The organism is Mucilaginibacter sp. JRF (assembly GCF_015223065.1).
Taxonomy (GTDB): Bacteria; Bacteroidota; Bacteroidia; order Sphingobacteriales; family Sphingobacteriaceae; genus Mucilaginibacter.
On record NZ_JADFBY010000005.1, the window covers coordinates 214983 to 229317 of the forward strand.

Sequence of the window (14335 nt, forward strand, 5' to 3'; positions counted from 1 at the left end):
TTAATATTGAGCTAAATGATCTATTCTTGCTTGTAAGTCTATTTATGGGCAAGAATAGATTATAGTGATTTAAGTGATAGCCTCTTGTTGAACATATAAACCGCGCCTTTGAACTTAATAAAGTTTTTCTTCTAATTGGTCTTTCCAAATGACTAAACCTTTTTCGTCTGAATAATCATGGACTATACGGCTAAAGTTTTCCGGGTTGGATTCTAAATAGTCTTGGCGGCCTTTACTTCTGATAACTCCCAGTAGTCTATCTATTTTCTTTAGTTCCTTTTCCAATTCATTAGCAGATCTTTCAATATGCCATATGTAGGTTGCTTCTTCGGTATCCAGTGTTTCCCATATTACGTGATATTGTTGTTCTCCTGAAAGCAGGAATACAAACGAAAAGGGCTCTAATACAAATCTCAGTTTGAGGATATGACGCTCATGTATTGTGGAAAGGTAGCGGAGTTGACGATGATGCTTATATTTTTTGAGCTCCAATATATTTTCAAGCAGGTCTTCCTCAGAAGGGTAAAAAAGTTGTTCTTGTCCTTTTTGTAATTGTTGTACGTCTAACAAATTTTCTTCGGACGAAGAAACACCCTTAATGATATCTTTACTTAAAAACCTGAATTTTACGCTCTCAATGACCTCTTTGTTTATCTTATCAATATCACTAGACATCGCGGATTTAAATATCAGCCTGTTATTTTGAAATGTAGCCCGGATATTAATTTTGACACTATCCCTTTTGAGCAATCGCTTAAAATAAAGCTTAAGTACAGTGAATTCCGGTCTGATATTTATATTCTCAATCTCGAATTCGATCGCTTTATTGTTGAAGTTTGCAATATGCCATTTGAAAGCTATCAAGCCAAACCTGAACTCCAGATTTTCAATGGCGACTTCTATTTGTTCATTAATTTGAAGATCTGCTGTTTCGCTTTTATCCGCCGGGGTTATCAAGCCATCTTTGTCGAACTTTTTATAATGTGTATCCCGCTTCTTAAATAGCCGCTCAAGGTAGGCTATCCTGTGGTCACGGTAATCATAAATGATCGGGGCTATTTCTGAGCGTTGGACCCTGCCGATGTATTGGATCAGCTTTCCCTCAAAGGCAAAGGGATAAACCAAAAACAAGCATTCAATATTTTGTATATCTGTTCCCTCTCCAAAATATTGGCCTGTTGTGATCAATACCTGAAAATCCCCCTTTTTGATAGCTGTCCATTTGGCTTTCTTACTTAAATCAGAATCCTCACCGCTTAACGATATTGTATCCTACTGTTGTTTTAAATATTGCTGCAGAGAGGCAATATGTTCTTTCCGTTCTGTAATGATAACTGCTTTCTTGCCGAGATCTAATTGCGAGACAACATCGTTTAAAATGAGTTGATTTCGGGTAGAATCATGTATTAATATCTTAAACAATGTTTCAAACTGGTCGGTTTTGATATTGAACGGCACAAACAGCTGAGTATCCCGGATGATGATCTGTGCTTCTGTCTGGTGTTTGATCTCGGGAGCTTTAACTTCATGTATAACCTCGCCAAGATGAATAAAGATTAATTTACCATCACTATATTTTCTGAATGGCGTAGCGGTTAAACCGTACATATAATAACTATTCAACCTGGAGATCACACGTTGAAAGCTTTCTGCAGGTACATGGTGGCATTCATCAATAATAACGGTTCCAAAAGAATTGATCAGGCCTAAAGCATCTGCTGACCCCAATGCTTTTTCCATGCTTTGCATCATGGCCACAGTTATTTGTTTGCCGGGTTTATTTTTACCCGAACCAATGCGTCCGATCTCTTTTTGGGGAATTCCTAAAAATGATTCGATCCGCTCTATCCATTGATCCGCCAATTGCTTGCGGTGAACCAAAATAAGAGCAGGCTGTTGCTTGTCTTTTATAATTGCCAGGCTTAGCACCGTTTTCCCGGAACCAGGTGGCGCTACGATCACACCAAAGTTCTTTTTCTCCGCGGCGGTCTGAGCGCCTATCTGATGGTCTCTTAGTTTTATTGAACCTTTAAATGAAATCGGCTCAACTTTTTGCCTGTCATCTTCAAGGATATAATCGATCTGTTGTTCTTTACAGAAACGTAATAACCTGCCAATAAATCCGCGGGGAATCGAGATCTGTTCTGAAGTTTCGTTTAGCAATTTAAAATAGCGCTTTATACCAAATGTGCTTTTATTGATATTTCTTTTTATTTGATATTCGTTGTTGGCAAAGTTGAGTTCATCTTTTAGAAAAGCGATAAGCGAAGCAGGTAGAGCTATTCGCCCAATAGAGATATCGTTGCGTAATACAATATTTAATTTGCCTGGTACCGGCTCTTTCTGAAATAAACCTACTGTTGGTATATCGGGTTCGGTTTGTTCCTTATAGACGTTATTAAGGTGATCTACTGATACCTTGTTTATTGTTTTCAGGAATATCCACTGATCGGTAAACGGTAATAAAGAAGCAGGATCAATAAAACAACTGTTACCCTGTTTTAAACTCGTATCGTTTAATGGCAACGCGATCAAATTACCTAAGCCCTTCTTTGAAAGATAATCCTGATTAGGAAATAGCCGGTCAAAGCTTGAGTTTTTATCAAATACTGAAACTATGCCCGCTATTTGTAATAGAGACATCACTATCTTTCTGCTCCTGAATGCTTCGTATGGTTGTTCAAAGAAGATCCACACATGTCCGCCCTGTCCCGAACGGGAACGCTCTAAATAAGCCGGTATATCGTACTCTTCGCAGGTTTTAATAAATATCCTGCATTCATCTACCCAATTAGCTTCATCAAAGTCAGCGGCAATAAACCATGAAGTGTTATCTGGCAACATAGGATAGATACCTACTATTTGTTGACCTTTAAGATGTTTAACAAGTTGATCGTCGGTTAATGGCTGAAAGGATTTCTCATTAAAATTTTGAAAGGTTCCGCCTTTGATCTTATGAAGCCTATACCGATGCGGGTCAAAATTGTACGCTGGCATATAACTACCTTTCCCATTCTTTTCCCACCGTAGTGCAAACACATCTGCTCTACCTTTAAATATAGATCTATATAAATTCAGTTGGGTATCGATCATAATTTATCGGTATTGCGACAAGTAGTATCAGGCAACTATACTATAAGCTGTATTTCGACCGCCACCTGCTTCTTTCTCTAATATACCTTTCTCTATCAGATCCTGGATGTCCCTTAATGCGGTGTCAGGAGAACTCTTTGTCATCTTAGCCCATTTAGTACTGGTTAGCTTGCCATAAAACTCATCCAACAAGGCGGTGACCATCTGCTGCTGGCGGCTATTTAATACAGTTTCTCTATGCTTATCCCAAAACTGGGTTCTTTTCGCTACGGCAGATAATGTTTCTTCCGTGTGATCCATCGCGAAATATAGACAATCTAAAAACCATTTCAACCACGGGGTAATATCCAGGCTACCCTTTTGTGTTGCTTCAAGTATGTGGTAGTAATCCGCTTTTTCCCGCATGATCTGAGCCGACATGCTGTAGAACCGTTGCGATGTCCCATCTGCCCGTGCGAGCAGCATATCGGTAATGGCCCTGGTTATACGACCATTGCCATCATCAAATGGATGTATGGTCACAAACCATAAATGTGCTATGGCAGCTTTCAACACTGCATCAGTATTAGATTCTGCATTGAGCCAATTTAAAAAGGCCTCCATTTCTGCAGGTAGCCGTTCTGCTTCCGGAGCTTCGAAATGTACTTTTTCCTTGCCCATGGCCCCGGAAACAACCTGCATAGGGCCAGCTTCCGGAGTGCGCCAGGCCGCAACTGTAATTTTATGCATACCACTTCTTCCGGTTGGGAATAGCGCGGCATGCCAATCAAACAAGCGATCTGCTGTCAGGACATCGGTATATTTCTGAGTTGCATCCAACATCATCTCTACTACTCCGTCTACATTTCGGTCAGCGGATACAGCGCCTGCTATTTCGATACCTAACCTTCGGGCTATAGAAGATCTTACCTGGTCCGTATTCAATTTTTCACCTTCTATCTCACTGGATTTGGTAACATCTAATGTCAGCGTGTCTAATAATGCGTTTTCCTTCAATTTAAAGCCCGCCGAACTCATCAAACCCCAAATATGCCCTTGCCGATACCTTACTTCGCCTAAACGGATAAGTATAGCTTCAGTGTCCCACGTAAAAGATGGCCAATCCTTTAATTGATGTATATACATATCTTTGGTTATGCGGTAAATATATTAATTTTATCCGCAATTTTGCGGATTATATTGTGTTTATTCTCCGCATACATCCAAAATAAAACGTCTTATCCTAATAAAACTTGTCATGGAAAAACATAAGCTTAGCCGGGAGGAACTTTACCATCTAGTTTGGGAAAAACCCATATCACGTTTAGCTGAGGAACTGGGAATTAAATCAACTGAGCTACGTAAATACTGCTTGAGATCGGAGATTCCATTGCCGGAGCAAGGCCAGTGGTCGAAAATACAATTTGGTAAAGAAGTTACAAAAACGTCTTTACCACCAGTATCTGCTAGTGAACCTACGGAAGAAGTGGTTATAGAGAAGAAAGATATTTCAGAAGTTGAACCGCCGATTATGTTTCCCGGTGAGAATGAATTGTCATTTAAAGTTCCTTACCGTTTGATTAATCCAGACCCCTTAATAATCGCAGCAGAAAACGGTTTAAAAAGAACGCCCCGGGTATCAAGAGACATGTATAGAACCGAAAGAGATCAGCTGCCTATCCGGGTTTCTAAATCAAATATCGGCCGGGCACTAAGAATAATGGACACATTAGTTAAATGCTGGAAAAGACGCGGCTACGAAATTACAATTCACGAAGGTGAAGCTTTTGTACACTTAAGAAAAGTACGACAGCGCATCAGTTTAAGAGAAATCAACAAAAAGCTTCCTAAAAAAGGTGTATATGATTTTCAGGAATTTGAACCAACGGGGCAACTCGCATTTCGAATGGATTGGTCTGGAGGAAGAGAATGGAAGGATGGCCGATTACTTTTAGAAGATCAGATTTTGGTTATTCTAAACCACATGGAATTATCAGCTCGCGAACTGGAAAGAGGATGGGCAGAGAGGGCTGAAAGACAGAAAATAGAGGAAGGATTAGAAAATCAACGAAAATTAGTAATCAAAAAGCAACAGGCTAAGGAGGCTGCTTTTAAAACTTTAATAGCTGATGCTTTGCGTTGGAAAGAGCTTAAGGTTTTGGATGAATATCTGGCTGAATTAACTCTTAAACAAGAGCATAGCTCTGCGTTTTTAGAGTGGCTAGCTTGGGCAAAGCAAAAACGTATAGCAGAAGATCCTTTTGTTAAATTTTCAGACTTTAACAATGATGAGGAAGTTTAAAATAATCCCACCTGGGCTATATATCCATCTATGCTTTTAGTTGATTTCAATACATTAAGTTGAAAGCTATAGTCTTGAGGGCCGCTTGGGAACACCTTCCAGACAACCAAAGCGGCCCTAAAACGCCGGATTTCCAAGAAAGATGTAGAGGAACACTGGTTCGAGCCTGACCAAGGTTTTATTAATAATTACTTGTGACATATTCTAATAAATTCGTTTACTAACGCCAAAATTTGCTAAGGAAAAGCTCATCGGAGTTTTCGGATTGTGTTATTTTGTTACTCAAGTATTACTATTTTGCTTTAATTAACTGACATCGCCTAATTAAACTATTTGTGAGGCGATTAAAACCAGTAAATTACCATAGTCCACTCTCAACGGCGGTGACCAGGAGTTCTTCATCTTCCCGGTCAGAAATGAATTGAAACAATTGGCGGTCTGACTGCCAGGTTAGTTCCTGCGTGCGCTCGGAACATTTTTTCAACCAGCCCTCATAGTCTGCTCCCTCGGAGATCAATCGCTCCAAGTCTTCAGCGCGCGCTAAAGCATCTTCGCCGTGTAGGAAATCTTTTTCATTATCCCATTGAATAGCCCTTACCAATTGCGGCCAACGGATCATGATTAATATCCAATCACCGAGAACGTTGAGGTCAGCCTTACTAACCCCTTTGCAAGTCTCCGTATATTGAAGAAAACGATAGAACATAAACAAATTCACAAAGCGCTTGATCATCCTTGGTGAAGTGCTTAAATAAGCAGATACATTTTCAACTACGGCCTGCAGCTCATCTTCTACGATTTCATAACTACTGATTGCTCTGCTAATGACCTTTAACTGGAAGCGCTCAACTAAGGCAATATCGAACTGAATGATTTTAGCCTCAATCTCTCTTTTCTCTTCGGTAAAAATCTGATCAAGATCATCAATTGTGTCTATTTCTCCCTCGATTGTCTCATAGATGGCAATGATTTCGTTACGCACGGTGGCTTCTTCTATTGAAAGTTCTTCCTGCACGTCAAACAGATGATTTAATAAACGCGTAGTTTGTCGTTGTTGCATCACAGGAAGGTTAAACTGTAACTGGATGAACTTTTCTAAGAAATACCAGCCAATCGATCCATGCTGCTTACCCATATTCGCGGTTTTTAATCCCAATTTATCGTAAGTTACGTCGAGTGAAGCAGCAACAACTTGGGCATCAAGACCTATAACGAAATAACAGCTGGAAATATCACCGCTGATAAACAAGTTGATCGCCTCTATTAATTCAGTGATAGCTGCCGGTGAGCAACGGTCAAGGTCATCAATAAAAATAACAGGGGGCTTGGTTTCGTTCGAAAGAAGCTTTAATGCTTCTTTTAGGTCTTCTTCCATCGCCGTGTAGTAGCCTAATTTATCTTTATATGCGGGCTGGTATAAATATTTGCTGATATCAGCTTCCAGTGGTTTGCCTTTTAATTTATCGACAACGTTTAATCCCCAACCTATAGCAATTGCGATTCCACCAAAGGAAACCGTTGGCGAAATTATTTGAAAAACAGGGTATTGAAAAAGTTTAAGCAAAAGACCCAGGATAATACCGGCAACGGCCAACACTGCCGGGAAAAATAATTTTTGCAGGAATTTCAGAACGATGTCCTTTTTTATTTTATCCTTATCAACCCGCTTTAAGTTAAGCCTCAGCCAAAACTTTTCGCGTTCAACGGGTTCTAATTGCTCAGCCAGTTGGGTGATGATCTCATGGGCAAGTCCAGCCCAGATCTGTTCATTTTTTTGAAATTTCCAGGCGTTGAACCATACAACTGGGTAATCCTTGACATTGATACCAAAGATCTTTTCTGTATCTTTTTTTAACCAGTCTATAAGTTTACGATAAGTGGTTTTTTCCGGTTTTTCAGCCTCGGTATCTTTTTGAATTTTCGGACGATACTGCTTAAGCCTGCCTTCGATAAACTTCATGATATTTGTTTTGCCTTTACCCCAGGGGGCCATGATACCGATGGTCAATGGCGGTTTGGTCAATGGTGAAGTAAGAAATGCCGCCATCACCTCCGCATATGCCCGGTAACCCAATTGATCTGTTACAGAATAACTATCAGCATGGATCAGGCCCCTCCAGTTTTTGGTTTTCAGCAACTCTTCTTCAACCGCTGGCGGCTCATTTGTCAAGCCCGTCTCCGGTTTCGGTTTTGAACTTTGATGCTCCACCAATTGTTCCGAAAATTCTTTTTCAGCCGGATACCACAATATCTTTATTTCCGGTGCATAAAGTATTCTCGAATAGAGCGTGCCATTGTTGATCGGTAAAGAAGCGTTTATACCAAAGTTTTGAAAGATATCAAAACAGTCTGCTTCAAACTGGTCTCGGTCATATCGGATATCCCACAATGCTTTTGAGGTAAATTGCCGGTGGTTTTCGGACAACATCGTTAAATGTTTCCTCGGTTCTTCCAAGAACAAAATAGCATTTCGTATACTCGGAGACAGGACATCCAGGGAATTTTTGGTAGCCTTGTACCGGAGCAAATTAGATACCCATTGTGTCTGCTTGACGCCTGATTGTGCCAGTGTGCGGAAATCTTTATTTAGGTTCCATTCCTTTTTTTTATAAGCGTTACGATCACAATAAGCGATCAGTTCGCCGCAAAGCCTCAGCACCTTATATTGTTCCGTTTTTTCATCAAATTTCCGGATGAATTCTTGAAATACCAGGCCGGAATGATGGAATTCCTGTTCTAGTGAGTGATAAAAACCATTGCCATTGTCGGTGGCAGATTTAAACTCTTTAAATTTTTCTACAGCCAATTGATGATAAAAGGTATTAGAGTCTATCAAATCTTTGACCCATTCATAATTGACGATTTTAGGGAGGCTGAAACGAAGCGCGATACGGGCACTGGATTCAGCGTTTTCGAAATCAGGTTCTAGTTCAGAATATACCTGATGATATTTAGATATAAAGTTCGTACGGATATTTCTCAAATTGCCCTCGCCAAACGCTTTTAAAATGATACGGGTATAAACCGCGCTCTCATACTGATCTTTTCCACCAAAATTGGGGATAACAGCTGATAACGGTTTATCGGTAACCATCAGTTCAGCTATTTTCAATGCGACCAGCCTTATCGCGCCATAGGTCGTGCCTTTGGTGGCTTCTACGCAAGCGAATAGTACATATTTCCTGTCCTCCTGTAAATTGATCAATTTTAAATCACCGATTTGGGATTTACCGGGTATATAGTCGAATAGGTTAAACTCATCGACAAAATCTACATAACTGGAAGCGAGCTTACCTTCTGTATTGTGTGGGACTACGATAAGGTCTCCGATTCCCTTGATAAAGTTATCATAAAAACTAAAACCGTTTCCGTAGTAAACATATTCGTAATCCATGTAAGGTCTGTGATTTATCGCTAAAAACTCTTAATACTTGTAAACTTATAAAATAGAATTAATCCAACTCATCCATGCCAACGGATTTTTCAAATACACCAAGATGCCGGATCTTTTTGCTCTTTACATAGTTTTGAATCTTAATATTTTCCCAAATAACCAATTGATCTCCTAATCTCTTCACAGCCCGAAGATCACCATCCTGCGAAATGACTAACCCGAGTGCGTCGTCATGATGCCAGCAATAGGACATCATAGACCTGTGCCGGGTACCAAAATTATCCGGATTACGGGATGTGAGTTTCGATACAGTGACTTTATTGGTATCCGAGAAATAGATTTCTTTGGGCGGATCTATCTCATCGATCACCGCTCCAAAACCGCAAACTTCTAACTGATGATTCAATACGATAAGCCCATCTACACAACTTTGCGCTGCGACAAAACGTATGGCGCCCTTTAATTGATTCTCTGCTTCCTGATGTTCCATACGAGCCTTTTCAAGCAAAATGTAATCATCGATTGGAAAATGTAATTTGCGGCTGGTAATAATGGCTTGTTCGCTAGCACTCGCTGCTGCACCCGTTTGCAGCATGGCTACCATGGCCTGATGTAAACGCGGATAATCCATTTGATATTTGACGGTTAACCCTTCTGTTTGATTGGTGATCAGGATTGCACCGCCATGATGATAAAGTTGCACCTGAAGTAACAAACGCGAAAGCGTGCTTTGCCAAATACGCAATGCGAAGAGGGATGAGTCACCCTGAAAGCTTCGACGATGATGTTGCTTGATAAAGGTTTCAAGCTTTTGGGCGGCCGATTTACTGTCTGTCTTTAGCATTTCGGAGATTGGTCCATAATGGAGGACATCCAAAAATTTGTTGACCAGTACGTTTTGACGTAAGACGGCGATTAGTTCATAATCATAGATGACGGACAAACAACCTATGCCAATAATACTGGTCTGAAACATACCGGGCAGCTGTGGTTTGTTGTTACCTTCATGATGGATAAAACGCTGCGCGTGGATAGTTTGGTCGATAAGACCGTTGATCCACAGCTTGTCATTCTCATCATAATAGACCGCAAGTGAACTACTCCAGGGATCGGCTGCCTGGGATAATTTTACGATAGTTTTGATATCGAAAGGTAAAGGCGTTTGAAAGTTCGTCACTCGCCAGACATCTGCTGTCGCAACTGGTTTTTCTTCAGGCCGCAAATGGTCAATAAAGGTAACGTTCACTTTAACAGGCCGGCCTTCCTCAGTTTTCATACTCGCAAAATATAGACCCTCCATCAAGTCCCGGATGATCAACTCGGGCGGAGTTTGTTCAAATGTTTTGGCTAATCTGACTGTATTATAAGTGTAGCGGGCAAGATGCGCAGGTGTAGCGATTTTCATAACGATGAAGATGAGGTAGGTTCATCCTTCTAAGATAATATTTATAAAGCCACAATTCATAAGGTTATTGCTTTGCATTTTATACGGGATTTAAACAACTTAAATATTAAACTCTCCGCTTGTAAATGTAAAGCTGATTTTCTCGTCGAGTTGTACGGGCTGTTTTTCACCGAGCTCTTCTGTTTTGACTGTCCGTGAGGCTTCCTTCTCACCAAGGCCCTGGAAAATATGATGACTGAGAATATAAATAGGTTTTTTAACCTTCATTCTGCTGTGATCGAAACGTTTGGCTAATGGCAGGTAGATTTGAAAGATCAGGTTACCAAAGCAAAGATGCAGGGTAAGGTTTGGGATAAATCCGTCCTTTTTAATCGTTCTTCTGGTTTCAGAAAGTTCTGCCCGTGGTTCCGCGAATTGGCTTTCCGTCATCATGGTTTTCACGATGACGGGAAAGTAGTCAAGCCTTCCATAAGGCCGGTCGCTGATCCAATGGAACAAGTTCTTATATTTTTCTATCTTTTCATTGGGAAGCAGCGATAAGCCTATCTTCACGAATGCCTTGTAAACATTTAAAGGTATATAAGGCGGATTTCTGAAGGTAAGGGTCATAACTTTTTTTTCATGGTCGATCTGATAATCATCCAACGAACCTAAAACAATTTCTTTTTGATTGTTAACTTCTGTTCTAATGGTCGTTCGCTTATCTACACTATCGGTTTGCGACCTGGATTGAAATACCGGGACTTTTCTCTTTCCCTTTACGCCGAGCATTGTTAAGTAGGGACGAAGGTATATGGCCAGATGGGATTCATACTTACTGAATAGGTTGTTACAGCTATCACACTCTTCCGAATACACAAAATCATTCCGGCCCATCAATTCCGGTACTAAATGTGCATCGTTACCAAAAGTAACCTCGGGGGACGATTTTCCGCAAAACCGGCATGATACTACTTCCGAATTAGTTTCGGAACGCTTTTTTGCTTTTCCGATCAACTTATAATTTCTATAAAAATGCTCGATATCTTTCTTCAGTAGCCTGTACATTACTTTTCTTTAGGAATTTTGATTTCGAAATTGATTTGTAATTTAATTTGTGTTGTTACACTGAAGTCGATGAATTTCCATTTCCTTCCTTTTCGCATCGTGTTAAATGATGACCAGTAATGTTGATACGCATTTGCTTTCACGAATTTTTGGTTATCTTTTGCACTAAAGGGCACGATAAATACAAATACGTTGTGCGCATAATGGAATTCGCCGATCATGTATGGTAACGAAAGATTTTCATCTTTACGGGTATAGGTTAATAACAATGATGTATCGGTGAAAAACTGGTTATCCTGCAATAACGCGATCTTTGGTAACTTTTTCTCGTTCCAGTCCCCATTGATCCAATTGACCGTTTCTTCAAAATCAACACAAGCGCTGCTGGGTATGACACTTATCACGAATTTGCAAAGCGATTTATAAACATCCTGCGGTATGAAGCCTTCCCTTAAATTCAGATCGACTTTAAAACTTTTCGGTTCAACGGCATCTGTAAGCGCGGGAACATCTTTTTCCAACTTGATACTTACTGTTTTTGTATCTGAGCGCATGCTGAAGTCCAGGCCTTTTAACTTCTTTTTTCCTCCCTTGCCGTCAAGACCAAAAAGTGATCGGTAAGGGCTCAGATATTGAATGAGGGATGGCTCTATACCTGTACTGAAACGTTCGTTGCAAGCATCGCATTCTTCCAGCAGCACCGTCGTTTTATTCCCTAATGCTTCAGATATCGCATGCGCCTTATTCTTAAATGAAACTTCGTGGCCGAATTTATTGCGTTCGCCCTGCTTGGACTGACAAAACCGGCATATTCTTAACGACCTTACCGGCTGCCCGATCTTTAAATAATGCTGTCCGTAAACGTTAAGATTATAACTGGAAAAGACCGCCGGGGGCAATAAGCCATCCTGGTAGTTTTCATAAGCGATACCTGCTGACTGATGCTTTTTAGCCAAAAAATCCCAGTATTGATGTATGATGGCGGTATCGGTTAATATTCCTTTATGGATCAGAAAATAGTGATTGGTGGTTAGTCTGGCGAAGAACCGTAATACTTCATGAAACTGCGGATGCTCATTCTGGTGTTCCTGAACGAAATCCTTTAAACTTTGCAGGAAATAAGGAGTATTTTGTTGCACTGCTTCCAATACCCACATCTCCTCTTTTTCATGATAGCGTTTCTCAAATAAGGATAGAAAAACATGATAGGGTATTTCTTCATTTGGAAATGCGATGTGCGAACTTTTTTGAAGCGATATAAAAGTTAGTTTGATGATGTCCATTATTAATCGGAAAATTGAACGTGGTTGGGCAAAATCAAATAGATCCTTTTCTCTATGGTTGCTTTAGGCACTTTCAAGTAAAGCAGTAAATAGTACTCTAAGATGATTTTGAGTTTCATGTTAGCTTGCCTTAATAGCAGGGTATCGTTGATAAGTGCGTTACTCGCCATATCCGCCTCATGTACAAGATAATGCCTCGCGCTCAGCGTTTGTTCGGTAAAGATCTCGGAGTCTCTTGTTAGCTTAGTAAGTATCTCACTATCATCGATCAGTTTGATCAACTTGTCCCTGATCCGGAACGCCTTTAATTTGGTTCCTTTCCTGAAGGTTAATAAAAAATCGATTTGGTGCTGTTTAATACCGGGCAAGGCGATCACTTCTTTAGCGACCTTGGACAGTTCCCCGATTTGTGAGTTAATTGCCTGATGGGTTTTATTAAACATGATCTCTATCGCAGCGACCAATGATAAAAGGTCTTGCTCTGGATCATCTTTATCGTTTTCGATGAAATTAAGGTAGTGTCTGAGTGGCAATTCAATGTCAGGGTAAAGCGCCATGAAAATATTAAAATAATTATGCTGTACCAGGTCGTTAAGATAGAGCATACGGTTTTTGGGTGGAAATCCGCCCGGATAATAAATGTTTCGCTTGTTAAAGTCGACATCGAAACTATGCCATTTTTGCTGGCTCGCATTGATGCGGATATTTTCCAACCCTAAATAGGTCCCTGTCATCAGCGTGAAAAAAGTGCGGCTCTTTTTTAAAAAAGTGTGCATCTCAGGAAATGTCAAAGGCGTATCAAAAATGAATTTAAAGCAATATGACTTTTCAATACGAAGCGAGTTTCTGGGCATCAGCGGAAGATCTCCAAAAGACCCGGTGTATTGTAATTTACCGCCCGAAAATGGAATATCTAGAGGGGGCTTACCTTGAAGCGTATACGTTAGAGTATCTCCTTTTTTTTCTAAATAGTCGTCATCTGTAAAATGCACTTCCCGAAAATTAGAAGTGAAATTGTCTCCCTCATCCAACTCTTCTGAAAATTGTGGCAAGAATTTTAATTGATGGCATCGGAAACGTTCATTTCCCAAGAAGAAATGATTGGCTGAAATAATATAACGCTCACAGTGTAACCTAATGGTTGTACTTTTTCGGTTCAAGGATTTCGGGTCGCTGTCATGACTTAAATTTTCATAATGTTCAACCCGCAATTGGAATAAAGATAAGCATTCTCTGGAAGTGGTATAACCCTGAATAACGGCAATGGCCTGATGGTAATTGATCTGCCACATGGGCAGCTCTAAACAGGCGATCATGCCATGTAATTTCAGCTTGATCTGATCTTTTGATACGTTAATGGTCAATTCACCAAATACCTGACTATCCGGTTGACTTGGGTCCCAGAAATATCCGGTTATAATCTCCATTGCTTTAAAAATATTGCTGTAGTGATAAATGTAAAGATTGTATAATCCATAAGCAACAGAGCGATATCAACCTATTTCTTAACAGGCTGTTGCCTGCGGCCAGGCTTTCGTAAATATCATTACCACGCTCTCCATCATTGACCGTTCTATCCTTTATCTGTTTAGATAACGGAATTAAGATTTTAAAAATGCCCGGCGGGCCGGCGATGCCGGCCCAGGTACGCCCCCTTTTTACATTGCTGATGACAATTAGCGGTGTAAACAGGGGGCGTTTTGATTGATAAGATTGAAGTATTGAATAGTAAATCTGTACCATATTATTTCATTATAATAATCATTAACTTTACTACATAAATCTTATCAATATACTTCTCAAATCTTCTCAGCACGAAATTCGTGAGTTTT

9 protein-coding genes are annotated in these 14335 nt (G+C 40.2%); 1 reads left to right on the forward strand and 8 read right to left on the reverse strand.

Annotation, left to right across the window (positions count from 1 at the left end; genetic code table 11):
* Positions 1-114: 114 nt before the first annotated feature.
* The 3 genes from IM792_RS21310 to IM792_RS14695 all read right to left on the reverse strand — a co-directional run bounded on the left by IM792_RS21310 (position 115) and on the right by IM792_RS14695 (position 4218).
* Positions 115-1188, reverse strand: coding sequence for a hypothetical protein (locus IM792_RS21310; protein WP_228085126.1), 1074 nt, complete (start codon positions 1186-1188; stop codon positions 115-117).
* 84 nt (positions 1189-1272) lie between these two features.
* Entirely contained in the window at positions 1273-3093 is a 1821-nt protein-coding gene (locus IM792_RS21315; RefSeq protein ID WP_228085129.1) for a DEAD/DEAH box helicase, read from the reverse strand.
* A gap of 27 nt (positions 3094-3120) precedes the next feature.
* Entirely contained in the window at positions 3121-4218 is a 1098-nt protein-coding gene (locus tag IM792_RS14695) for a Fic family protein (protein WP_194102641.1), read from the reverse strand.
* 112 nt (positions 4219-4330) lie between these two features.
* On the opposite strand from IM792_RS14695, the gene IM792_RS14700 reads away from it, so the two are divergent.
* Positions 4331-5374 (forward strand): hypothetical protein, encoded by a 1044-nt coding sequence (locus tag IM792_RS14700; RefSeq protein ID WP_194102642.1) that lies wholly within the window; start codon positions 4331-4333, stop codon positions 5372-5374.
* A 358-nt stretch (positions 5375-5732) separates the two neighbouring features.
* Here the strand turns inward: IM792_RS14700 and IM792_RS14705 are convergent, their stop codons facing one another.
* The 5 genes from IM792_RS14705 to IM792_RS14725 form a co-directional block, all read right to left on the reverse strand.
* Entirely contained in the window at positions 5733-8768 is a 3036-nt protein-coding gene (locus IM792_RS14705; protein WP_194102643.1) for a P-loop NTPase fold protein, read from the reverse strand.
* Between the two features lie 58 nt (positions 8769-8826).
* Complete coding sequence (locus IM792_RS14710) at positions 8827-10173, reverse strand: putative sensor domain DACNV-containing protein (protein ID WP_194102644.1); 1347 nt, start codon at positions 10171-10173, stop codon at positions 8827-8829.
* Positions 10174-10272: 99 nt separating this feature from the next.
* The gene (locus tag IM792_RS14715; protein ID WP_194102645.1) at positions 10273-11220 is read right to left on the reverse strand and encodes a hypothetical protein; all 948 of its coding nucleotides are present in this window, start codon (positions 11218-11220) and stop codon (positions 10273-10275) included.
* A complete protein-coding gene (locus tag IM792_RS14720) occupies positions 11220-12503 on the reverse strand; it encodes a hypothetical protein (protein ID WP_194102646.1) in 1284 nt (427 codons plus the stop codon). The genes IM792_RS14715 and IM792_RS14720 overlap by 1 nt, the downstream gene beginning before the upstream one ends.
* Positions 12504-12505: 2 nt before the next feature.
* Positions 12506-13930, reverse strand: a complete 1425-nt coding sequence (locus IM792_RS14725; RefSeq protein WP_194102647.1) for a hypothetical protein — start codon at positions 13928-13930, stop codon at positions 12506-12508.
* Positions 13931-14335: the final 405 nt, after the last annotated feature.

Bases quoted from the DNA above. Each gene is read 5' to 3' on its own strand.
- IM792_RS21315 (WP_228085129.1), bottom strand. From the start codon at position 3,093: ATGATCGATACCCAACTGAATTTATATAGATCTATATTTAAAGGTAGA.
- IM792_RS14695 (WP_194102641.1), bottom strand. From the start codon at position 4,218: ATGTATATACATCAATTAAAGGATTGGCCATCTTTTACGTGGGACACT.
- IM792_RS14700 (WP_194102642.1), top strand. From the start codon at position 4,331: ATGGAAAAACATAAGCTTAGCCGGGAGGAACTTTACCATCTAGTTTGG.
- IM792_RS14705 (WP_194102643.1), bottom strand. From the start codon at position 8,768: ATGGATTACGAATATGTTTACTACGGAAACGGTTTTAGTTTTTATGAT.
- IM792_RS14710 (WP_194102644.1), bottom strand. From the start codon at position 10,173: ATGAAAATCGCTACACCTGCGCATCTTGCCCGCTACACTTATAATACA.
- IM792_RS14715 (WP_194102645.1), bottom strand. From the start codon at position 11,220: ATGTACAGGCTACTGAAGAAAGATATCGAGCATTTTTATAGAAATTAT.
- IM792_RS14720 (WP_194102646.1), bottom strand. From the start codon at position 12,503: ATGGACATCATCAAACTAACTTTTATATCGCTTCAAAAAAGTTCGCAC.
- IM792_RS14725 (WP_194102647.1), bottom strand. From the start codon at position 13,930: ATGGAGATTATAACCGGATATTTCTGGGACCCAAGTCAACCGGATAGT.